32 protein-coding genes are annotated in these 18971 nt (G+C 67.8%); all 32 read left to right on the top strand.

Annotated features, from left to right (window positions below; translation table 11 throughout):
* A partial coding sequence (locus tag FHG71_RS24800; RefSeq protein WP_139083085.1) for an EF-Tu C-terminal domain-related protein occupies positions 1-68 on the top strand: 68 nt, incomplete at its 5' end.
* Between the two features lie 139 nt (positions 69-207).
* On the top strand, positions 208-522 hold the full coding sequence (rpsJ, locus tag FHG71_RS17985) for a 30S ribosomal protein S10 (RefSeq protein WP_139083083.1): 315 nt from the start codon (positions 208-210) through the stop codon (positions 520-522).
* A gap of 10 nt (positions 523-532) precedes the next feature.
* On the top strand, positions 533-1390 hold the full coding sequence (gene rplC, locus FHG71_RS17980) for a 50S ribosomal protein L3 (protein ID WP_139083082.1): 858 nt from the start codon (positions 533-535) through the stop codon (positions 1388-1390).
* Positions 1390-2007 carry a 50S ribosomal protein L4 gene (gene rplD, locus FHG71_RS17975; RefSeq protein WP_139083081.1) on the top strand — a complete coding sequence of 206 codons (618 nt, stop codon included), beginning with the start codon at positions 1390-1392 and terminating at the stop codon, positions 2005-2007. Before rplC ends, rplD begins: the two co-directional genes overlap by 1 nt.
* Positions 2004-2303 carry a 50S ribosomal protein L23 gene (locus tag FHG71_RS17970; protein WP_139083080.1) on the top strand — a complete coding sequence of 100 codons (300 nt, stop codon included), beginning with the start codon at positions 2004-2006 and terminating at the stop codon, positions 2301-2303. Before rplD ends, FHG71_RS17970 begins: the two co-directional genes overlap by 4 nt.
* A gap of 130 nt (positions 2304-2433) precedes the next feature.
* Positions 2434-3273, top strand: coding sequence for a 50S ribosomal protein L2 (gene rplB, locus FHG71_RS17965; protein ID WP_139083079.1), 840 nt, complete (start codon positions 2434-2436; stop codon positions 3271-3273).
* Positions 3274-3276: 3 nt separating this feature from the next.
* Positions 3277-3555, top strand: a complete 279-nt coding sequence (rpsS, locus tag FHG71_RS17960) for a 30S ribosomal protein S19 (protein ID WP_139083078.1) — start codon at positions 3277-3279, stop codon at positions 3553-3555.
* A 3-nt stretch (positions 3556-3558) separates the two neighbouring features.
* Positions 3559-3951, top strand: a complete 393-nt coding sequence (gene rplV / locus FHG71_RS17955; RefSeq protein ID WP_139083077.1) for a 50S ribosomal protein L22 — start codon at positions 3559-3561, stop codon at positions 3949-3951.
* On the top strand, positions 3951-4679 hold the full coding sequence (gene rpsC / locus FHG71_RS17950) for a 30S ribosomal protein S3 (RefSeq protein ID WP_139083076.1): 729 nt from the start codon (positions 3951-3953) through the stop codon (positions 4677-4679). Before rplV ends, rpsC begins: the two co-directional genes overlap by 1 nt.
* Before the next feature lie 13 nt (positions 4680-4692).
* On the top strand, positions 4693-5106 hold the full coding sequence (gene rplP / locus FHG71_RS17945) for a 50S ribosomal protein L16 (protein ID WP_139083075.1): 414 nt from the start codon (positions 4693-4695) through the stop codon (positions 5104-5106).
* Between the two features lie 249 nt (positions 5107-5355).
* A complete protein-coding gene (gene rpmC / locus FHG71_RS17940; RefSeq protein ID WP_139083074.1) occupies positions 5356-5568 on the top strand; it encodes a 50S ribosomal protein L29 in 213 nt (70 codons plus the stop codon).
* A gap of 5 nt (positions 5569-5573) precedes the next feature.
* Positions 5574-5813: a 30S ribosomal protein S17 gene (gene rpsQ / locus FHG71_RS17935; protein ID WP_139083073.1), complete on the top strand. Its 240-nt coding sequence runs from the start codon at positions 5574-5576 to the stop codon at positions 5811-5813.
* 64 nt (positions 5814-5877) lie between these two features.
* Positions 5878-6246, top strand: coding sequence for a 50S ribosomal protein L14 (gene rplN / locus FHG71_RS17930; protein ID WP_002722508.1), 369 nt, complete (start codon positions 5878-5880; stop codon positions 6244-6246).
* Positions 6246-6554: a 50S ribosomal protein L24 gene (gene rplX / locus FHG71_RS17925; protein WP_139083072.1), complete on the top strand. Its 309-nt coding sequence runs from the start codon at positions 6246-6248 to the stop codon at positions 6552-6554. Before rplN ends, rplX begins: the two co-directional genes overlap by 1 nt.
* Positions 6554-7117: a 50S ribosomal protein L5 gene (rplE, locus tag FHG71_RS17920; protein WP_139083071.1), complete on the top strand. Its 564-nt coding sequence runs from the start codon at positions 6554-6556 to the stop codon at positions 7115-7117. Before rplX ends, rplE begins: the two co-directional genes overlap by 1 nt.
* 20 nt (positions 7118-7137) lie before the next feature.
* Complete coding sequence (gene rpsN / locus FHG71_RS17915) at positions 7138-7443, top strand: 30S ribosomal protein S14 (protein WP_139083070.1); 306 nt, start codon at positions 7138-7140, stop codon at positions 7441-7443.
* Between the two features lie 10 nt (positions 7444-7453).
* The gene (rpsH, locus tag FHG71_RS17910) at positions 7454-7846 is read left to right on the top strand and encodes a 30S ribosomal protein S8 (protein WP_139083069.1); all 393 of its coding nucleotides are present in this window, start codon (positions 7454-7456) and stop codon (positions 7844-7846) included.
* A 10-nt stretch (positions 7847-7856) separates the two neighbouring features.
* On the top strand, positions 7857-8396 hold the full coding sequence (gene rplF / locus FHG71_RS17905; protein WP_139083068.1) for a 50S ribosomal protein L6: 540 nt from the start codon (positions 7857-7859) through the stop codon (positions 8394-8396).
* 12 nt (positions 8397-8408) lie between these two features.
* Positions 8409-8768, top strand: a complete 360-nt coding sequence (gene rplR / locus FHG71_RS17900) for a 50S ribosomal protein L18 (RefSeq protein ID WP_139083067.1) — start codon at positions 8409-8411, stop codon at positions 8766-8768.
* A gap of 132 nt (positions 8769-8900) precedes the next feature.
* Complete coding sequence (rpsE, locus tag FHG71_RS17895; RefSeq protein WP_139083066.1) at positions 8901-9464, top strand: 30S ribosomal protein S5; 564 nt, start codon at positions 8901-8903, stop codon at positions 9462-9464.
* A gap of 4 nt (positions 9465-9468) precedes the next feature.
* Positions 9469-9660, top strand: a complete 192-nt coding sequence (gene rpmD, locus FHG71_RS17890) for a 50S ribosomal protein L30 (protein WP_139083065.1) — start codon at positions 9469-9471, stop codon at positions 9658-9660.
* A gap of 234 nt (positions 9661-9894) precedes the next feature.
* On the top strand, positions 9895-10386 hold the full coding sequence (gene rplO / locus FHG71_RS17885) for a 50S ribosomal protein L15 (protein ID WP_139083064.1): 492 nt from the start codon (positions 9895-9897) through the stop codon (positions 10384-10386).
* 104 nt (positions 10387-10490) lie between these two features.
* The gene (gene secY / locus FHG71_RS17880) at positions 10491-11858 is read left to right on the top strand and encodes a preprotein translocase subunit SecY (protein ID WP_139083063.1); all 1368 of its coding nucleotides are present in this window, start codon (positions 10491-10493) and stop codon (positions 11856-11858) included.
* A gap of 38 nt (positions 11859-11896) precedes the next feature.
* On the top strand, positions 11897-12565 hold the full coding sequence (locus tag FHG71_RS17875; protein WP_139083062.1) for an adenylate kinase: 669 nt from the start codon (positions 11897-11899) through the stop codon (positions 12563-12565).
* 173 nt (positions 12566-12738) lie between these two features.
* Positions 12739-13107, top strand: a complete 369-nt coding sequence (gene rpsM, locus FHG71_RS17870) for a 30S ribosomal protein S13 (protein ID WP_139083061.1) — start codon at positions 12739-12741, stop codon at positions 13105-13107.
* Between the two features lie 14 nt (positions 13108-13121).
* Positions 13122-13514 (top strand): 30S ribosomal protein S11, encoded by a 393-nt coding sequence (gene rpsK, locus FHG71_RS17865; protein WP_139078540.1) that lies wholly within the window; start codon positions 13122-13124, stop codon positions 13512-13514.
* 121 nt (positions 13515-13635) lie between these two features.
* A complete protein-coding gene (locus FHG71_RS17860) occupies positions 13636-14652 on the top strand; it encodes a DNA-directed RNA polymerase subunit alpha (RefSeq protein WP_139083060.1) in 1017 nt (338 codons plus the stop codon).
* A gap of 133 nt (positions 14653-14785) precedes the next feature.
* Positions 14786-15211 (top strand): 50S ribosomal protein L17, encoded by a 426-nt coding sequence (gene rplQ, locus FHG71_RS17855; RefSeq protein ID WP_139083059.1) that lies wholly within the window; start codon positions 14786-14788, stop codon positions 15209-15211.
* A gap of 104 nt (positions 15212-15315) precedes the next feature.
* A complete protein-coding gene (locus FHG71_RS17850) occupies positions 15316-16641 on the top strand; it encodes a replication-associated recombination protein A (RefSeq protein WP_139083058.1) in 1326 nt (441 codons plus the stop codon).
* 60 nt (positions 16642-16701) lie between these two features.
* On the top strand, positions 16702-17049 hold the full coding sequence (locus tag FHG71_RS17845; RefSeq protein ID WP_139083057.1) for a fluoride efflux transporter FluC: 348 nt from the start codon (positions 16702-16704) through the stop codon (positions 17047-17049).
* Positions 17046-18077, top strand: a complete 1032-nt coding sequence (locus tag FHG71_RS17840; protein ID WP_139083056.1) for an RluA family pseudouridine synthase — start codon at positions 17046-17048, stop codon at positions 18075-18077. The genes FHG71_RS17845 and FHG71_RS17840 overlap by 4 nt, the downstream gene beginning before the upstream one ends.
* The gene (locus FHG71_RS17835; protein ID WP_139083055.1) at positions 18074-18799 is read left to right on the top strand and encodes an ATP12 family chaperone protein; all 726 of its coding nucleotides are present in this window, start codon (positions 18074-18076) and stop codon (positions 18797-18799) included. Before FHG71_RS17840 ends, FHG71_RS17835 begins: the two co-directional genes overlap by 4 nt.
* Positions 18800-18971: the final 172 nt, after the last annotated feature.

Below are 18971 nucleotides of genomic sequence, written 5' to 3'. Positions count from 1 at the left end.
TGCGCTTCGCCATCCGCGAAGGCGGCCGCACCGTCGGCGCCGGCGTGGTGTCCAAGATCATCGCCTGATCCTCGCTTGACTTCGTTGAGGGCGCGCGCTAGACGCGCGCCCTCAGCATTTACGATTGTACGTGCCGACCGGTCCGACGTGGCCCGGCAATTCCGCCGGTTCACCTCTCGACCGTTATTGAGCCCGAAAGGCAGATCCATGGCCGCCCAGAGCCAGACCATCCGCATTCGCCTGAAGGCGTTCGACTACCGCGTGCTGGATGCCAGCACTGCCGAGATCGTGTCGACCGCCAAGCGCACCGGCGCCAACGTCCGCGGCCCCATCCCGCTTCCGAACAAGATCGAGAAGTTCACGGTGCTGCGCGGCCCCCACATCGACAAGAAGTCCCGCGACCAGTTCGAGATCCGCACCCACAAGCGGCTCCTGGACATCGTGGATCCCACCCCGCAGACCGTGGACGCGCTGATGAAGCTCGACCTCGCCGCGGGCGTGGACGTCGAGATCAAGGTCTGAGGTGGCTGACATGCTTCGTTCGGGCATCATCGCAAAGAAGGTGGGCATGACCCGCCTCTTCCTGGAAGACGGCAAGCAGGTTCCTGTGACCGTTCTCCAGCTCGACAACGTTCAGGTTGTGGCCCAGCGCACGGTCGAGACGGATGGCTACTCCGCCGTCCAGCTCGGCGCCGGCGCCGCCAAGGCCACCCGCACCTCCCAACCGATGCGCGGCCACTTCGCCAAGGCCGGCGTCGAGCCCAAGCGCAAGATCGTCGAGTTCCGGGTCGATCCCGCGAACCTGATCGGCGTGGGCGAGGAGATCATCGCGGCCCACTACTTCCCCGGCCAGTACGTCGACGTGTCCGGCACGTCGATCGGCAAGGGCTTCGCCGGTGCCATGAAGCGGCACAACTTCGGCGGCCTCCGGGCCTCGCACGGCGTGTCGGTCTCGCACCGCTCGCACGGCTCGACCGGCCAGTGCCAGGACCCCGGCAAGGTGTTCAAGGGCAAGAAGATGGCCGGTCACATGGGGACCACCCGCGTGACCACGCAGAACCTGCAGGTCGTCCGCATCGACACCGACCGGGGCCTCGTGATGGTCAAGGGCGCCGTGCCGGGCAACAAGGGCGGCTGGGTCACCGTCAAGGACGCGGTCAAGAAGCCCGCGCCCGAGAACCTGATCTTCCCGGCCGCGCTGCGCTCGGCCGAGCGTGAGGCCAAGCGCCTCGCCGAGGAGGCCGCCGCCCAGGCCGCCGCCGAGGCGGAAGCCGCCGCGCGCGCCGCCGCCGAAGCCGAGCAGGCCGCCATCGAGGCCGCCGAAGCCGCGGCTGCCAACGAAGCTCCGGCCGGCGACGACGCCGCCGCCCAAGAGGGGAGCAAGGACTGATGCAGGCCCAAGCCATCACGCTCACCGGCGAGCAGTCGGGCACCGTGGAGCTGGACGACGCGATCTTCGGCCTCGAGCCGCGCGCCGACATCCTGCACCGCGTCGTGCGCTGGCAGCGCGCCCGCCAGCAGCAGGGGACCCACTCCACCCTGGGCCGGTCCGAGGTCAGCTACTCGACCAAGAAGATCTACCGCCAGAAAGGCACCGGTGGCGCCCGCCACGGGGACAAGGGCGCGCCGATCTTCCGTCACGGCGGCATCTACAAGGGCCCCAAGCCCCGCAGCCACGCCCATGACCTCAACAAGAAATTCCGCAAGCTCGGCCTGATGCACGCCCTGTCCGCCAAGGCCCGCGCCGGCGAACTGGTCGTGGTCGAGAACCTGGACCTGGCCGAGGCCAAGACCCGGGTGCTGGCCAAGCAGGTCGAGTCGCTGGGCTGGAAGCGCGCCCTGGTGATCGACGCGGCCGTGAACGAGGGCTTTGCCCGCGCCGCGCGCAACATCGAGACCCTGGACGTGCTGCCGGCCATCGGCGCCAACGTCTACGACATCCTGCGCCGTGACACGCTCGTGCTCACGCGCGCCGGGGTCGAAGCCCTGGAGGCCCGCCTGAAATGACCGCGACCCCCGCGCAGTACGACGTGATCCGTCGTCCGATCATCACCGAGAAGGCCACGCTCGCGTCGGAAGCGAACGCGGTCGTCTTCGAGGTGTCGGCCGACGCCACCAAGCCGCTGATCAAGGAAGCGGTCGAGGCGCTCTTCGGCGTCAAGGTCAAGGCGGTGAACACCGTCGTGACCAAGGGCAAGAACAAGCGCTTCCGGGGCCGCCCCGGGACGCGCAACGACGTCAAGAAGGCCTATGTGACCCTCGAAGAGGGCCACGCCATTGACGTGACCACCGGTCTCGCGTAAGGGACCCCACCACTGACCGGCCCCGGGCAACACCTGGGGCCTCGTCTTTGGAAGAGTCGGGGACCTTCGGGGCCCTATCCATCACGGACGGACCGGCAACGGTTCGCCAAGCAGACGGAAGACAGAAAGCATGGCACTCAAGTCGTACAAGCCGACGACGCCTGGCCAGCGTGGGCTGGTTCTGATCGACCGTTCGGAGCTCTGGAAGGGGCGCCCCGTCAAGGCGCTCACCGAAGGTCTGCACAAGACCGGCGGCCGGAACAACACCGGGCGGATCACGATGTGGCACAAGGGTGGCGGCGCCAAGCGCCTCTACCGCGTCGTCGATTTCAAGCGTCGCAAGTTCGACGTTCCCGCGACCGTGGAGCGGATCGAGTACGATCCCAACCGGACCGCGTTCATCGCCCTCATCCGCTACAATGACGGCGAGCAGGCCTACATCCTCGCGCCGCAGCGCCTCGCGGTGGGTGACACCGTCGTCGCCGGCACCAAGGTCGACGTGAAGCCCGGCAACGCGATGCCCTTCTCGGGCATGCCGATCGGCACGATCGTCCACAACGTCGAGATGAAGGCCGGCAAGGGTGGCCAGATCGCCCGCGCCGCCGGCACCTACGCCCAGTTCGTCGGCCGCGACGGCGGCTACGCGCAGATCCGCCTGTCCTCGGGCGAGCTCCGCGCGGTGCGCCAGGAATGCATGGCCACGATCGGTGCGGTGTCGAACCCCGACAACTCGAACCAGAACATGGGCAAGGCCGGCCGGAACCGCCATCTCGGCATTCGCCCGACCGTTCGCGGCGTTTCCATGAACCCCATCGACCACCCGCATGGTGGTGGTGAGGGCCGGACCTCCGGTGGCCGTCACCCCGTGACGCCCTGGGGCAAGGGCACCAAGGGCAACCGCACCCGCAACCCGAACAAGGCGTCCGCGAAGCTCATCCTTCGTTCGCGCCACGCGAAGAAAGGCCGCTGATCCATGTCGCGTTCCGTCTGGAAGGGCCCCTTCGTCGATGCTTACGTCCTCAAGAAGGCCGAAGCTTCGCGGGGGTCGAGCCGCAACGAGGTCATCAAGATCTGGTCGCGCCGCTCCACCATCCTGCCCCAGTTCGTGGGGCTCACCTTCGGCGTCTACAATGGCAAGAAGCATATCCCGGTGAACGTCACCGAGGACATGATTGGCCAGAAGTTCGGTGAGTACTCGCCGACGCGGACCTACTACGGCCACGCCGCCGACAAGAAAGCCAAGAGGAAGTAAGCCATGGGTCAGGACAAGAATCCGCGCCGCGTGGCGGAGAACGAGGCGCAGGCGATCGCGCGCATGCTGCGCACCTCGCCCCAGAAGCTCAACCTCGTGGCCGCCCTCATTCGCGGCAAGAAGGTCGAGAAGGCGCTGGCCGATCTCACCTTCTCGCACAAGCGCATCGCCGGCGACGTCAAGAAGTGCCTTCAGTCGGCCATCGCCAATGCCGAGAACAACCATAACCTCGACGTCGACAGCCTGGTCGTCGCCGAGGCCTCGGTCGGCAAGAACCTGGTGATGAAGCGCGGCCGTCCGCGGGCGCGTGGTCGCTTCGGCCGCATCGTCAAGCCGTTCTCGCAACTCACCATCACCGTGCGTCAGATCGACGCCGTCCAGGGGGAGCAAGCCTGATGGGCAACAAGGTCAACCCCGTCGGCATGCGCCTTCAGGTCAACCGGACCTGGGACAGCCGCTGGTTCGCCAACTCGAAGGACTTCGGCGACCTCCTGCTTGAGGACATCCGCATCAAGGATTTCATCAAGAAGGAAGCCAAGGCGGCCGGCATCAGCCGCGTGATCATCGAGCGTCCGCACCGCAAGTGCCGCGTCACGATCCACGCCGCGCGTCCGGGCGTCATCATCGGCAAGAAGGGCGCTGACATCGAGACGCTGCGCAAGAAAGTCGCGCAGCTGACGAAGTCGGAGCTGCACCTCAACATCGTCGAGGTCCGCAAGCCCGAGCTGGATTCGGCCCTGGTCGGCGAGAGCATCGCCCAGCAGCTCGAACGCCGGGTGTCGTTCCGCCGCGCGATGAAGCGCGCTGTGCAGAACGCCATGCGCATGGGTGCCCTGGGCATCCGGGTGAACGTGTCGGGCCGCCTGGGCGGCGCCGAGATCGCCCGGACCGAGTGGTACCGCGAGGGCCGCGTGCCCCTGCACACCCTGCGCGCCGACATCGACTACGCGCTGTCCGAGGCCGAGACGCCCTACGGGATCATCGGGATCAAGGTCTGGATCTTCAAGGGCGAGATCATGGAGCACGATCCGCAGGCGCGCGACCGCAAGGCCGCCGAGCTGCAGGACACCGCCGTTCCGCGTGGCGCCCGTCCCGAGCGCCGCGACCGCGACCGCGACCGGTAAGGAGTAGAGACAAATGCTTCAACCGAAGCGCACCAAGTTCCGCAAGCTCCACAAGGGTCGCATCCACGGCGACGCCAAGGGCGGCTCGGACCTCAACTTCGGCACCTACGGCCTCAAGGCCACGGAGCCCGAGCGCGTCACCGCGCGTCAGATTGAGGCCGCCCGTCGCGCCCTGACCCGTCACATGAAGCGTCAGGGCCGCGTGTGGATCCGCGTGTTCCCCGACGTGCCGGTGACCTCCAAGCCCATCGAGGTCCGCATGGGCAAGGGCAAGGGCTCGGTCGACTACTGGGCCTGCCGCGTGAAGCCCGGCCGCGTGATGTTCGAGGTGGACGGCGTCCCCGAGGAGATCGCGCGCGAGGCCCTGCGCCTGGCCGCGATGAAGCTGCCGGTCAAGACGCGCACCATCGTCCGCGAGGACTGGTAAGCCGTTCGCCCGCGCGGCCTGCGCGGGCGAGGCATGGACAGGGAGGACCCCGGCCGAACCCGGCCGGGGTTCTTGCATTCCGGAGGGGCGGGGACGGCGGCCGGGACGAACAGACGCAGGGGCGCGAATAATGCTTGCCTCGGCGTCGATCCGGCTGTAGGAGGCCCCCTCATCCCCTCCACCGGGACTCAGGGTGACCTAGCCCATAGGGCTCGGGGCTCTCCGGTGATGTTGAAGAAAGGACGAACGATGGCGACGAACGCCAAGGACCTTCGCGGGCAGACGCCCGACCAGCTTCGCGATCGCCTCGCGAACCTCAAGAAAGAGAGCTTCAACCTTCGCTTCCAGCAAGCGACGGGCCAGCTCGAGAACACCGCGCGGATGCGCGCCGCCCGCCGGGAGGCCGCCCGCGTCATGACCCTTCTCAACGAAAAGGCGGCCCAGGCCGCGCAAGAGGCCTGAGCTCCATGCCCAAGCGCATCCTTCAGGGCGTCGTGACCTCGGACAAGAACGACAAGACCGTGACCGTTCTCGTCGAGCGTCGCTTCACCCACCCGGTCCTGAAAAAGACCATCCGCATGTCCAAGAAGTACCGGGCCCACGACGAGAACAACACATTCAAGGCGGGCGACACGGTTCGCATCATCGAATGCGCGCCGAGGTCCGCGTCGAAGCGCTGGGAAGTCCTTCTGGCCGAACAGGCTTGAAGTCCCTCGAAACGAAACCCTGGGGACACGGGCGTAAGCCCCCCCACAGGTCGGGAGAAACCACATGATCCAGATGCAGACCAATCTGGATGTCGCTGACAACTCCGGCGCCCGCCGGGTTCAGTGCATCAAGGTCCTGGGCGGCTCGCACCGGCGCTATGCGTCGGTGGGCGACATCATCGTCGTCTCCGTCAAGGAAGCGATTCCGCGCGGTCGCGTGAAGAAGGGGGACGTCCGCAAGGCCGTCGTCGTTCGCACCGCCAAGGAAGTGCGCCGCGAGGATGGCACCACCATCCGCTTCGACCGCAACGCCGCCGTCATCCTGAACAACCAGGGCGAGCCGGTCGGCACCCGTATCTTCGGGCCGGTCGTGCGCGAGCTGCGCGCCAAGAACTTCATGAAGATCATCTCGCTCGCGCCGGAGGTGCTCTGATGGCCGCCAAGATCCGCAAGGGTGACCGCGTCGTCGTGCTTGCCGGCAAGGACAAGGGCAAGACCGGCGAAGTCGAAGCCGTCATGCCCAAGGAAGGCCGCGCCGTCGTCGGCGGCGTCAACATGGCCATCCGCCATGTGAAGCAGTCGCAGACGAACCAGGGCGGCCGCCAGCCCAAGGCGATGCCGATCGACCTGTCGAACCTCGCTCTGATGGATGCGAACGGCAAGGCCACGCGCGTGGGCTTCCGCATCCAGGACGACGGGACCAAGGTCCGCTACGCCAAGACCACGGGGGACGTGATCTGATGCTCGACGCTGCCACCTATACCCCGCGTCTGAAGGCGGTCTACAAGGACCGCATCCGCGCCGCGCTCAAGGAAGAGTTCGGCTACAAGAACGACATGATGATCCCGAAGCTCGAGAAGATCGTGCTGAACATCGGGGCCGGTTCGGAAGCCGTTCGCGACTCGAAGAAGGTCAAGTCCGCCCAGGACGACCTGTCGACGATCGCCGGCCAGCGCGCCGTCGTCACCAAGGCCAAGAAGTCGATCGCCGGCTTCCGGGTCCGCGAGGAGATGCCGCTCGGCACCAAGGTCACGCTCCGCGGCGACCGGATGTACGAGTTCCTCGACCGTCTCATTAACGTCGCGATGCCTCGCATCCGCGACTTCCGGGGCGTGTCGGGCAAGTCCTTCGACGGGCGCGGCAACTACGCGACCGGCCTCAAGGAGCACATCGTGTTCCCCGAGATCAACTTCGACAAGGTCGACGAGGTCTGGGGCATGGACATCGTGATCTGCACGACGGCGAAGACCGACGCGGAAGCGAAGGCGCTGCTGAAGCACTTCAACATGCCGTTCAACAGCTGAGCCGCGGGAGAGATTAAGCCATGGCCAAGAAATCCATGATCGAACGCGACAAGAAGCGCCAGCGGATGGTGGACCAGTACGCCGCCAAGCGCGCCGCTCTCAAGGCTGTCGCGAACGACAAGAACGCCTCCGTGGAAGAGCGCTTCAAGGCGACGCTCGCGCTAGCCGAACTGCCGCGCAACTCCTCGGCCACCCGGGTGCGGAACCGCTGCCAGCTCACTGGCCGGCCGCGCGCCTATTACCGCAAGCTGAAGATCAGCCGGATCATGCTGCGCGAGCTGGGCTCGAACGGTGAGATCCCCGGTCTGGTGAAGTCGAGCTGGTAAGGAGGTCACGATGAACGATCCTATCGGCGATATGCTGACCCGCATCCGCAACGCCCAGGCGCGCGGCAAGAATGCGGTCCTGACCCCCGCCTCCAAGCTCCGGGCCCGCGTGCTCGACGTGCTTCAGGCCGAGGGCTACATCCGCGGCTACGAGCCGGTCACCAACGCGGCCGGCCACCCCGAGCTGCGCATCGAGCTCAAGTACTACGAGGGCACCCCGGTCATCCGCGAGATCAAGCGGGTCTCCAAGCCGGGCCGCCGCGTCTACTCGGGCGTCAAGGATCTGCCCTCGGTCCGCCAGGGCCTGGGCGTGTCCATCGTCTCGACGCCCAAGGGCGTGATGTCCGACGCGCATGCACGCGCTGCCAATATTGGCGGCGAAGTGCTCTGCACCGTGTTCTGAGGAGGCTTCCATGTCTCGTATCGGCAAGAAGCCCGTTCCGCTTCCGGCTGGCGTGACCGCCAGCATCAGCGGCCAGACCATCGAGGTGAAGGGTCCCAAGGGCACCCTGAGCTTCAAGGCGACGGACGACGTCACCCTCGCGCAGGAGGACGGGGCCGTCCGCGTCACCCCGCGCGGCCTGTCCAAGCGCGCCCGCCAGCAGTGGGGGATGTCGCGTTCCATGGTCGAGAACTTGGTCACCGGCGTGTCGGCCGGGTTCAGGAAGGAGCTCAACATCACCGGCGTGGGCTACCGCGCCACGATGCAGGGCAACTCGCTCAAGCTCGCGCTGGGCTACAGCCATGACGTGACCTACGAGCCGCCGGCGGGGATCAAGATCACCACGCCGTCCGCCCGTAACGACGTCATCGTCGTGGAAGGGATCGACCCGCAGCAGGTGGGCCAGGTCGCGGCCGAGATCCGCGAATGGCGCGCGCCCGAGCCCTACAAGGGCAAGGGCATCCGCTACAAGGACGAGTTCATCTTCCGCAAGGAAGGCAAGAAGAAGTAAGGAACGCACATCATGGCCAGCACGAAGCTCGAGCTGTTCCAGAAGCGCCGGATGCGCGTTCGGAACAAGCTCAAGGCGGTCAACGGCGGGAAGCTCCGGCTTTCCGTCCACCGCTCCAGCAAGAACATCTCGGTCCAGCTCATCGACGATGCCCGTGGCGTGACGCTTGCGTCCGCCTCGACGCTCGAGAAGGAACTGGGCCTGGTGGGCAAGAACAACGTCGAGGCCGCGGCCAAGATCGGCGCGACGATCGCCGAGCGCGCCAAGGCCGCCGGCGTGACCGAGGCCTACTTCGACCGGGGCGGCTTCCTGTTCCACGGGAAGATCAAGGCCCTGGCCGATGCCGCCCGCGAGAACGGCCTGACGTTCTGAGGATCGGCCGCCCATCCGTGGGCGGCTAGCAGACAGCAGGGCGGGCCGGTGGCCTGCCCTCGATGACCTGGGTCGAAGGACACCGCGGTCGGACAACGCGGCGCGACGCGCCACTCTGAGAAGGAAGGCCTTATGGCTGAACGTGAACAACGCCGCGATCGTCGGGACCGCGAGGATGCGGCCCCCGAGTTCGCCGATCGCCTCGTCGCGATCAACCGGGTGTCCAAGACCGTGAAGGGGGGCAAGCGCTTCGGCTTCGCCGCTCTCGTGGTGGTGGGCGACCAGAAGGGCCGTGTGGGCTTCGGGAAGGGCAAGGCCAAGGAAGTGCCGGAAGCCATCCGCAAGGCCACCGAGCAGGCCAAGCGCAGCATGATCCGCGTCCCCCTGCGGGAAGGCCGGACCCTGCACCATGACATCGAAGGGCGCCACGGTGCCGGCCGCGTCGTGATGCGCACCGCCGTCGCCGGTACCGGCATCATCGCCGGTGGTCCGATGCGGGCCGTGTTCGAGATGCTGGGGCTGCAGGACGTCGTGTCCAAGTCTCTGGGCTCGACCAACCCCTACAACATGATCCGCGCGACCATGGACGGCCTGATGAAGGAAGCGTCCCCCCGGTCGGTGGCGCAGCGTCGCGGCAAGAAGGTGGCGGAGATCCTCCGCACGCCCGAAGCCGAGACCCAGGCGGTGGAGGCCTGATCCCATGGCTAAGACCATTGTCGTTAAGCAGATCGCCTCGCCCTCGCGCCGGCCGGACGTGCAGCGCCAGACCCTGATCGGGCTGGGGCTGAACAAGATGCACAAGACCCGTGAGCTCGAGGACACTCCCTCGGTCCGCGGCATGGTGAACGCGATCCCGCACCTCGTGAAGATCATCGAGGAGCGGGGCGAGTAATCTCGCGCCGTCATCGGTACACTTTGGCACCCCGGCCTTGCGGCCGGGGTGTTTTCGTTCCGGGGTCCTGGCGCGGGCTGCGGTCCCGCGTTGCGGCCCCGGGACGCTTGCGCGGGCGGGGCAGGGGGGATATAGGCCGCCGGTGGTCCGGGCTCTCCGGGCCTTGATTCTTGATGATGCCGTGTTGGCCCCCTCCGTCGCTGGCGGGGCCGTTCCGGCCAGAGGAGAAGCGACATGAAGCTGCACGAACTCCGCGACAATCCGGGCGCGGCCAAGAAGAAGGTCCGCGTCGGCCGTGGCCCCGGCTCGGGCATCGGCAAGACCGCCGGCCGCGGGATCAAGGGCCAGACGTCCCGTTCGGGCGTGGCGCTCGGGGGCTACGAAGGCGGCCAGATGCCGCTCTACATGCGCCTGCCCAAGCGGGGCTTCAACAAGCCCAACCGCAAGGAGTACGCCGTGGTGAACCTGGGCCTGATCCAGAAGTTCATCGACGCGGGCAAGATCGACGTCGCCCAGCCCATCACCGAGGAGGTCCTGGTGGCCTCGGGTGTGATGCGCCGCTCGCGCGACGGCGTCCGCGTTCTGGCCAAGGGCGAGATTACGTCCAAGGTGACGATCCAGGTGACGGGCGCCTCGTCGGGTGCGGTCGCCGCGGTCGAGGCGGCCGGCGGCACGCTGACGGTTGCCAAGGCGGCCGAGGCGGCTCCGGCGGACACCGCCGCGTGAGGCGGGGCTTCGGCCCCGTTTCCCCCAGCGTCCATCTCGGATAAGGTCCCTACGCGCCGCCGCCGGAACCCCGGTCGGCGGCGCTGTGCTTCACGGAGAAAGCCATGGCATCGGCCGCGGAACAGATGGCCTCGAACATGAGCTGGGCGGCCTTCGGCAAGGCCACCGAGCTCAAGCAGCGTATCCTTTTCACGATCGGCCTGCTGATCGTCTACCGGCTGGGGACGTACATCCCGGTGCCCGGGATCGACGGCGCGGCGCTGCGCAACTTCATGGAGGATGCCGGCGCCGGGATCGGCGGCATCCTGTCGATGTTCACCGGCGGCGCGCTGAGCCGCATGGGCATCTTCGCCCTTGGCATCATGCCCTATATCTCGGCCTCCATCATCATCCAGCTCGTCGCCTCGATGTACGAGCCGTGGAAGAACCTGAAGAAGGAAGGCGAGCAGGGCCGCAAGAAGCTGAACCAGTACACGCGCTACTTCACGGTGCTGCTGGCGACCTTCCAGGCCTACGGCATGGCGGTGTCGCTCGAGGCCGGGGACCTGGCGCATGATCCGGGCCTGTTCTTCCGCGCCGCCTGCGTCATCACGCTAGTCGGCGGCACGATGTTCCTCATGTGGATCGGCGAGCAGATCACTGCGCGCGGGATCGGCAACGGCATCTCGCTCATCATCTTCGTCGGCATCATCGCCGAGGTGCCGGCGGCGCTGGCGCAGTTCCTGAGCCAGGGGCGCACCGGGGCGATCAGCCCGCTGGTGATCCTGCTCATCATCGTGATGGTGATCGTCACCTTCGCCTTCGTGGTCTTCATGGAGCGGGCGCTCCGCAAGATCCACATCCAGTACCCGCGCCGTCAGGTCGGCATGAAGGTCTATGACGGCGGTTCCTCGCACCTGCCGATCAAGGTGAACCCGGCGGGCGTGATCCCGGCGATCTTTGCCTCGGCGCTCCTGCTGCTGCCCTCGACGATCGCGACCTTCTCGCACTCGACCTCGGGTCCGATCATGTCGACCTTCCTGGCCTACTTCGGGCCGGGGCAGCCGCTCTACCTGCTGTTCTTCACCGGCATGATCGTGTTCTTCACGTACTTCTATACCCACGAGGTCGCCTTCAAGGTCGACGACGTGGCCGAGAACCTGAAGAACCAGAACGGCTTCGTGCCCGGCATCCGGCCCGGCAAGCGGACGGCGGAGTACCTCAAGTACGTCGTGGACCGGCTGCTGGTCCTGGGCTCGGCCTACCTGGCGCTCGTGTGCCTCCTGCCCGAGATCCTGCGGGCGCAGCTGGCGGTGCCGTTTTACTTCGGTGGCACATCCGTTCTCATCATCGTGTCGGTGGGCATGGACACGATCCAGCAAATCCAGTCTCATCTTCTCGCGCATCAGTACGAGGGGCTGATCGAGCGGTCGCAGTTGCGCGGGCGCGGCAAGCCCCGGGGTCCCCGCACGGGCGGGCCGGCCCGTCGCTGAGCGCCGGACAGGAAAGACCAGGGGAGCGCGTCGCCGTCATGAACATCATCCTTCTCGGGCCGCCGGGGGCCGGCAAAGGGACGCAGGCCCGCCTGCTGGTCGAGGAGCGCGGCATGGTCCAGCTCTCCACCGGCGACATGCTGCGCGAGGCCCGGCAATCGGGGACCGACATGGGCCGGCGCGTTGCCGAGGTGATGGACAAGGGCCATCTCGTCACCGACGAGATCGTGATCGGCCTGATCCGCGAGAAGATCGAGGCCGGTGCCACGGGCTCCGGCATCATCTTCGACGGCTTTCCCCGGACGCTGGCGCAGGCCGACGCGCTCGAGGCGTTGCTGCGCGAGCAGGGGATGCGGCTCGACCGGGCCATCGAGATGCAGGTGGACGACGAGGTGCTGGTGGACCGGGTGTCGGGCCGGTCGACCTGCGCGACCTGCGGCGAGGTCTACCACGACCGCACCAAGCCCGTGCCGGAGGACGGCCACTGCACGGTCTGCGGCGGGAGCAAGTTCAACCGGCGCGCCGACGACAACGCCGAGAGCCTCAAGACCCGGCTCCTGGCCTATTACAAGCAGACCTCGCCGTTGATCGGCTACTATCACTGCAAGGGCATCTTGGCCGCGGTCGACGGGCTGCGGGACGTCCCGCAGGTCGCGAGCGAGATCGCGCGGCTCTTGGGCGACCACGCGGTGTCGGAAACCGCTTGACCTCCTAGGACGATGCCCTTAAGACGCCCCATCCCAGCCGGGAACAGCCGGACGTGGGCCTGCCTGCCTTGGCCCATGACCTGACCGCCTCCGAAAGGCGCCCTCGCTGTCCGGGGGCGGTGTTGTGAAAAAAGGCTCCGGCACCACGGAGTCGCAACGAAAGGACCACCCACGTGGCACGTATTGCCGGGGTCAACATCCCGACCAAGAAGAGGGTTCCGATCGCCCTCACCTACATCCACGGCATCGGCCCCGCGACCGCGGACGAGATCGTCAAGTCCCTGGGCATCGACGCGAGCCGCCGGGTCGACTCGCTGACCGACGCCGAGATCCTTGCGATCCGCGAGCACATCGACGCCAACCATGTCGTCGAAGGTGACCTGCGCCGCGAGACGACCATGAACATCAAGCGGCTGATGGACCTCGGCTGCTACCGTGGGCTGCGCCACCGCCGGAACCTGCCGGTCCGCGGCCAGCGCACCCACACGAACGCCCGTACCCGCAAGGGCCCGGCCAAGCCGATCGCCGGCAAGAAGAAGTAAGGGGATAGGCTGACATGGCTCGTGATACCCGCCGGGGCGGCAAGAAGAAGGTTTCGAAGAACATCGCGGCGGGCGTGGCCCACGTGAACTCTTCGTTCAACAACACCAAGATCCTGATCTCGGACGTTCAGGGCAACGCCATCGCCTGGTCGTCGGCCGGCACGATGGGCTTCAAGGGGTCGCGCAAGTCGACGCCATATGCCGCCCAGATGGCTGCCGAGGACGCCGGCCGCAAGGCGCAGGAGCATGGCGTCAAGACCCTCGAGGTCGAGGTGCAGGGTCCGGGCTCGGGCCGCGAGTCGGCGCTGCGGGCCCTCGCGGCGGTGGGCTTCGCCATCACCTCGATCCGCGACGTGACGCCCATCGCGCACAACGGCTGCCGCCCGCCGAAGCGCCGCCGCGTCTGACGCCGCACCATAGCCTTGGGCGGGGCTGCGCGTTCGCGCGGCCCCGCTTCGCCGTTTTCAAGTCAACCTCGGGAGTGGAGCCTTGTTGGACATGAAGGGCACCGCGCGAATGGAGGGACGCATGATCCACAAGAACTGGTCCGAGCTCATCAAGCCGCAGCAGCTTGAGGTCCGGCCCGGCAACGATCCGCAGCGCCAGGCGACCCTGGTCGCCGAGCCGCTGGAGCGGGGCTTCGGCCTGACGCTCGGCAACGCGCTGCGCCGGGTGCTGCTGAGCTCGCTGCAGGGTGGCGCGATCGTGTCGGTCCAGATCGACGGCGTGCTGCACGAGTTCTCGTCGGTCGCGGGCGTCCGCGAGGACGTGACCGACATCGTGCTGAACCTCAAGGGCGTGTCGATCAAGATGGACGTGGACGGGCCCAAGCGGCTGACCGTCCAAGCCAAAGGCCCGGGCGCGGTGACGGCCGGCGACATCTCCGAATCCGCCGGCATCGAAATCCTGAACAAGGACCACGTGATCTGCCATCTCGACGAGGGCGCGTCGCTCTACATGGAGCTGACGGTCGCCACCGGAAAGGGCTACGTCTCGGCCGACAAGAACAAGCCCGAGGACGCGCCGATCGGTCTGATCCCGATCGATGCGATCTACTCGCCGGTCAAGAAGGTCAGCTACGACGTCCAGCCCACCCGCGAAGGGCAGGTTCTGGACTACGACAAGCTGACCATGCGGATTGAGACCGACGGCTCCATCACGCCGGACGACGCGGTGGCCTATGCCGCGCGCATCCTGCAGGACCAGCTGTCGATCTTCCTCAACTTCGAGGAGCCCGAGTCGGCCTCGGCCGGCGCGCTGGAGGATGGGCTGGAGTTCAACCCGCTCCTGCTCAAGAAGGTGGACGAGCTGGAGTTGTCGGTCCGTTCGGCCAACTGTCTTAAGAACGACAACATCGTCTACATCGGCGACCTCATCCAGAAGACCGAGGCCGAGATGCTGCGAACGCCCAACTTCGGGCGGAAGTCGCTCAACGAGATCAAGGAAGTGCTCTCGGGCATGGGCCTGCACCTCGGCATGGAAGTCGAGGACTGGCCGCCGGAGAACATCGAGGAACTGGCCAAGAAGTACGAGGACCAGTTCTGAGACTGGCGGGAAGGCCCCGCGCCGCCACGGCGCGGGCCATCCTCCTGCCGACGCCGGGCGTCCTGCCCCAATAAGGTGAGCGGTCCATGCGACAGGTCCGCCGGACAAAGCACAATCATAAGGAACCCACATCATGCGTCATGGCGCAGGCTACCGGAAGCTCAACCGCACCCACGAGCATCGCAAGGCGATGTTCGCGAACATGGCGGGCTCGCTGATCGAGCACGAGCAGATCAAGACCACGCTCCCCAAGGCCAAGGACCTGAAGCGGGTCATCGACAAGCTCATCACGCTGGGCAAGCGCGGCGACCTGCACGCCCGCCGCCAGGCCGCGGCGGCGCTGAAGCAGGACATGCATGTCCAGAAGCTCTTCGCGGTGCTCGGGCCCCGCTACCAGGAGCGTCAGGGCGGCTACTGCCGCGTGCTGAAGGCGGGCTTCCGCTACGGGGACATGGCGCCCATGGCGATCATCGAGCTCGTGGACCGCGACCGTGACGCGAAGGGCGCCGCCGACCGCGCCTACCTCGCCGCGCAGGAAGAGCTCGCCGACGCGGAGTGATCCGCCGTCACTGCTGGAAGATCCAAGGTCCTGTCCTCTGCGGACAGGGCCTTTTTCGTTCGGCGGGCCTGTCGAAGCCGCCGGTCCGGGGCTAGACTCCTCATATGACCGATCTTTTCGACCTCATGCCGCCGGAGAACGGCCCCACGCCGGGTGCGCCCCGCCCGCTGGCCGACCGCCTGCGCCCGCAGCGCCTGTCCGAGGTGATCGGGCAGGAGCATCTTCTCGGGCCCGAAGGACCCATCGGTGCGATGCTCGGGTCGGGGTCGCTGTCGTCCGTCATCCTCTGGGGACCGCCCGGGGTGGGCAAGACGACCGTCGCCCGGCTCCTGGCCGAGGAGACGGAGATGCATTTCGAGCAGATCAGCGCGATCTTCACCGGCGTGCCCGAGCTGCGGAAGGTCTTCGAGGCGGCGCGGCTGCGACGGCGGCAAGGAAGGGGGACGCTTCTTTTCGTGGACGAGATCCACCGCTTCAACCGCGCGCAGCAGGACGGCTTCCTGCCGCACATGGAAGATGGGACCCTGGTCCTAGTGGGCGCCACGACCGAGAACCCGTCCTTCGAGTTGAACGCGGCGCTCCTGAGCCGCGCGCAGGTGCTGACGCTGAACAGGCTGACGCTCGCGGACCTGGAGCGGCTGACTCAGCGGGCCGAGAGGGAGCTGGGACGCAAGCTGCCGCTCGATGGGCCCGCGCGGGACGCACTCCTGGAGATGGCGGACGGGGACGGGCGGGCGCTCCTCAACCTGATCGAGCAGGTGGCGTCCTGGCGGGTGCCGGGGCCGCTCGACACCGGCGCGCTGGCCAGCCGCCTGCGGCGGCGGGCGGCCAACTACGACAAGAGCGGGGACGGGCACTACAACCTGATCTCGGCGCTGCACAAGTCGGTGCGCGGCTCGGACCCCGATGCGGCGCTCTACTGGTTCGCACGGATGCTGGAGGGGGGGGAGGATCCCCGCTTCCTCGCCCGCCGCATCACGCGGATGGCGGTGGAGGACATCGGCCTCGCGGACCCGCAGGCGCAGGGTCTCTGCATCGAGGCCTGGGAAACCTACGAGCGACTGGGCAGCCCCGAGGGCGAACTGGCGCTGGCGCAAGCGGTGGTCTACCTCGCGCTGGCGCCGAAATCGAACGCCGTCTACACCGCCTACAAGGCCGCGCGCGAGGCGGCGCGCAAGACCGGCTCGGCCCCGCCGCCCAAGCACATCCTGAACGCGCCCACGCGGATGATGAAGGATCAGGGCTTCGGGGCGGGATACCAGTACGACCACGACGCCGAGGATGCCTTCTCGGGGCAGGACTACTTCCCGGAAGGCATGAAGCGCCCCGTCTACTACGTCCCCGCCGATCGGGGCTTCGAGCGGGAACTGAGGAAGCGCACGGACTTCTTCGCCGGGCTGCGCGCCAAGCGGCGCAACGAGGAGCGCTGAGGAACCCCGGCGGGCGTCCTGCGTGTTGACACCGGAGCCCCGGACCCCAAGAAGGCCCGCATGATACACACACTTCTCCTCGTCGCCCTGGGCGGCGCGCTTGGCTCCTCGGCGCGGGCACTGGTGGGGATGGCCCTGCCATTCCCCTGGGCCACCCTGGCCGTCAACGTCGCGGGCGGGCTCATGATGGGCTGGCTCTTCGCGCTCCTGGGGGCCGGGACGGCACTGGGCGCTCTCCTGCTGACCGGGGTGCTCGGCGGCTTCACCACCTTCTCGGCCTTCTCGCTCGACACTCTGCGGCTCGTCGAGACGGGGCGGATGGCGCAGGCGGGGCTCTATGTCCTGGCCTCGGTCGGTCTGTCCCTTCTGGCCTGCCGGGCCGGGCTGTGGATCGGGAGGCTCGCATGAGCGGCGTGCAACTGCTGCCCGTGGTGGAGGGGGAGGGCGACCAGCGGCTCGATCGCTGGCTGCGCAAGCGCTTTCCGCACCTGACGCAGGGCGCCATCGAGAAGATGTGCCGCAAGGGCGAGTTGCGCGTGGACGGCGGGCGCGTGACCTCGGCCACGCGGGTTGTCGAGGGGCAGATCGTGCGCATTCCGCCGCTGCCGGACGTGGACCAGCCCGCGCCGCCGCCCTCGCGGCTCGCCAAGGGCGACGAGGCGATGATCCAGGCGGCGGTGATGTGGAAGGACGAGCACATCATCGCGCTCAACAAGCCACCGGGGCTGCCCTCGCAGGGCGGCTCGGGGCAGGGGGAGCGGCACGTCGACGGCCTGAGCCCGGCGCTCATGTTCGGCTACAAGGATCGGCCGAAGCTCGTGCACCGGCTCGACAAGGACACCTCGGGCGTCCTGCTGCTCGCGCGCACCGACCGGGTGGCGCGGGCGCTGTCCGAGGCGCTGCGGCACCGGAACGTGCGCAAGATCTACTGGGCCGCCGTCGCGGGTGTGCCCACTCCGCGGGCGGGCACGATCAAGTTCGGGCTCGTGAAGGAGGGCGGGCGCGGCGACGAGAAGATGCGCGCCATCCACCCGCGCGAGGTCGAGGCAACCCCCGGCGCCAAGCGCGCGGTGACGCAGTTCATGACCGTCGAGAATGCGGGCGGGCGGCTGTCCTGGGTCGCGATGCAGCCGGTGACCGGCCGGACGCACCAGCTTCGCGCCCACATGGCCGAGCTGGGCCACCCGATCCTGGGCGACGGCAAGTACGGCGGCAGCGCGCAGGAGAACCTGGGCGACGGCTGGGGCGCCGGCATGGGCGGGGACCTGAGCCGCAAGCTGCACCTGCACGCCCGCACCCTCATCATCGAGCATCCGATCACCAAGGCCATGCTGACCCTGACCGCGCCCCTGCCCCCGCACATGAAGGCCACCTGGGATTACCTGGGCTGGGACCAGCGGGAGGCCCCGCTCGATCCGTTCGAGGACTTCGAATGAGCGGCTGGACCCCCAAGCGGTTCTGGACCGCCGTGGCCGTCGCCCCCGAGGGCGAGGGCTTTGCGGTGACGCTGGACGGCCGCCCCGTGCGCACGCCCGCCAAGGCGCGGCTCCTGGTCCCGACCCGCGCCTTCGCCGAGGAGGTCGCGCGCGAATGGGACGCGCAGGAAGGCGAGCTGAACCCGGCGATCATGCCTGCCACGCGGCTTGCCAACGCCGCGCTCGACAAGGTCGCGGCGCAACGGGCCGAGGTGGTGGAGATGCTCGCCTCCTACGGCGCCTCGGATCTCTTGTGCTACCGCGCCGAGGCGCCGGAGCGGCTGGTCGAGCGACAGAGGACGGCCTGGGACCCGCTGCTCGCCTGGAGCGCCGAGGCGCTGGGCGCGGACTTGGCCACGGGCAGCGGCGTCATGCCGGTGCAGCAGGCGCCGGGCGACCTCCAGAGGCTGCGCGAGCCTTTGGAGCAGATGGACGTCTTCGAACTGGCGGCGATCCACGATCTGGTGGCGCTGTCGGGCTCGCTGGTCCTGGCGCTCGCGGTGGCGCAGGGGCGGCTTTCGGCCGAGGAGGCCTGGCGGCTGTCGCGCGTGGACGAGGACTTCCAGATCGAGGAATGGGGCGAGGACGAGGAGGCGGCCGAGGCGGCTGCCCGGCGGAGAGGCGACTTCCTGAACGCCGCGCGCTTCCACGCCCAGCTCACGCCCCGACGCCCACGGATGTGACGCCACGGAATCGGGCAGGTCGTGCGCCGGAAACGGACCGTCCTGTTCGCTTGCCGTGATGAAGCGCTTGACCGGATCGAATATCCGCCGACAAGTTAAGGCATTCGGGGCCAAGCCCCGCCCTTCGCCGGTCCCTCCGGGGGAGGGCCACCAAGAACGCGCGCGACGACCT

It is taken from the genome of Rubellimicrobium roseum (assembly GCF_006152145.1).
GTDB classification, from domain to species: Bacteria; Pseudomonadota; Alphaproteobacteria; order Rhodobacterales; family Rhodobacteraceae; genus Rubellimicrobium; species Rubellimicrobium roseum.
This window is presented reverse-complemented; position numbering and strand designations above follow the sequence as displayed.

Excerpts from the sequence above, each read along its gene's own strand:
- rpsJ (WP_139083083.1), top strand. The coding sequence starts at position 208 with ATGGCCGCCCAGAGCCAGACCATCCGCATTCGCCTGAAGGCGTTCGAC.
- rplC (WP_139083082.1), top strand. The coding sequence starts at position 533 with ATGCTTCGTTCGGGCATCATCGCAAAGAAGGTGGGCATGACCCGCCTC.
- rplD (WP_139083081.1), top strand. The coding sequence starts at position 1,390 with ATGCAGGCCCAAGCCATCACGCTCACCGGCGAGCAGTCGGGCACCGTG.
- FHG71_RS17970 (WP_139083080.1), top strand. The coding sequence starts at position 2,004 with ATGACCGCGACCCCCGCGCAGTACGACGTGATCCGTCGTCCGATCATC.
- rplB (WP_139083079.1), top strand. The coding sequence starts at position 2,434 with ATGGCACTCAAGTCGTACAAGCCGACGACGCCTGGCCAGCGTGGGCTG.
- rpsS (WP_139083078.1), top strand. The coding sequence starts at position 3,277 with ATGTCGCGTTCCGTCTGGAAGGGCCCCTTCGTCGATGCTTACGTCCTC.
- rplV (WP_139083077.1), top strand. The coding sequence starts at position 3,559 with ATGGGTCAGGACAAGAATCCGCGCCGCGTGGCGGAGAACGAGGCGCAG.
- rpsC (WP_139083076.1), top strand. The coding sequence starts at position 3,951 with ATGGGCAACAAGGTCAACCCCGTCGGCATGCGCCTTCAGGTCAACCGG.
- rplP (WP_139083075.1), top strand. The coding sequence starts at position 4,693 with ATGCTTCAACCGAAGCGCACCAAGTTCCGCAAGCTCCACAAGGGTCGC.
- rpmC (WP_139083074.1), top strand. The coding sequence starts at position 5,356 with ATGGCGACGAACGCCAAGGACCTTCGCGGGCAGACGCCCGACCAGCTT.
- rpsQ (WP_139083073.1), top strand. The coding sequence starts at position 5,574 with ATGCCCAAGCGCATCCTTCAGGGCGTCGTGACCTCGGACAAGAACGAC.
- rplN (WP_002722508.1), top strand. The coding sequence starts at position 5,878 with ATGATCCAGATGCAGACCAATCTGGATGTCGCTGACAACTCCGGCGCC.
- rplX (WP_139083072.1), top strand. The coding sequence starts at position 6,246 with ATGGCCGCCAAGATCCGCAAGGGTGACCGCGTCGTCGTGCTTGCCGGC.
- rplE (WP_139083071.1), top strand. The coding sequence starts at position 6,554 with ATGCTCGACGCTGCCACCTATACCCCGCGTCTGAAGGCGGTCTACAAG.
- rpsN (WP_139083070.1), top strand. The coding sequence starts at position 7,138 with ATGGCCAAGAAATCCATGATCGAACGCGACAAGAAGCGCCAGCGGATG.
- rpsH (WP_139083069.1), top strand. The coding sequence starts at position 7,454 with ATGAACGATCCTATCGGCGATATGCTGACCCGCATCCGCAACGCCCAG.
- rplF (WP_139083068.1), top strand. The coding sequence starts at position 7,857 with ATGTCTCGTATCGGCAAGAAGCCCGTTCCGCTTCCGGCTGGCGTGACC.
- rplR (WP_139083067.1), top strand. The coding sequence starts at position 8,409 with ATGGCCAGCACGAAGCTCGAGCTGTTCCAGAAGCGCCGGATGCGCGTT.
- rpsE (WP_139083066.1), top strand. The coding sequence starts at position 8,901 with ATGGCTGAACGTGAACAACGCCGCGATCGTCGGGACCGCGAGGATGCG.
- rpmD (WP_139083065.1), top strand. The coding sequence starts at position 9,469 with ATGGCTAAGACCATTGTCGTTAAGCAGATCGCCTCGCCCTCGCGCCGG.
- rplO (WP_139083064.1), top strand. The coding sequence starts at position 9,895 with ATGAAGCTGCACGAACTCCGCGACAATCCGGGCGCGGCCAAGAAGAAG.
- secY (WP_139083063.1), top strand. The coding sequence starts at position 10,491 with ATGGCATCGGCCGCGGAACAGATGGCCTCGAACATGAGCTGGGCGGCC.
- FHG71_RS17875 (WP_139083062.1), top strand. The coding sequence starts at position 11,897 with ATGAACATCATCCTTCTCGGGCCGCCGGGGGCCGGCAAAGGGACGCAG.
- rpsK (WP_139078540.1), top strand. The coding sequence starts at position 13,122 with ATGGCTCGTGATACCCGCCGGGGCGGCAAGAAGAAGGTTTCGAAGAAC.
- FHG71_RS17860 (WP_139083060.1), top strand. The coding sequence starts at position 13,636 with ATGATCCACAAGAACTGGTCCGAGCTCATCAAGCCGCAGCAGCTTGAG.
- rplQ (WP_139083059.1), top strand. The coding sequence starts at position 14,786 with ATGCGTCATGGCGCAGGCTACCGGAAGCTCAACCGCACCCACGAGCAT.
- FHG71_RS17850 (WP_139083058.1), top strand. The coding sequence starts at position 15,316 with ATGACCGATCTTTTCGACCTCATGCCGCCGGAGAACGGCCCCACGCCG.
- FHG71_RS17845 (WP_139083057.1), top strand. The coding sequence starts at position 16,702 with ATGATACACACACTTCTCCTCGTCGCCCTGGGCGGCGCGCTTGGCTCC.
- FHG71_RS17840 (WP_139083056.1), top strand. The coding sequence starts at position 17,046 with ATGAGCGGCGTGCAACTGCTGCCCGTGGTGGAGGGGGAGGGCGACCAG.
- FHG71_RS17835 (WP_139083055.1), top strand. The coding sequence starts at position 18,074 with ATGAGCGGCTGGACCCCCAAGCGGTTCTGGACCGCCGTGGCCGTCGCC.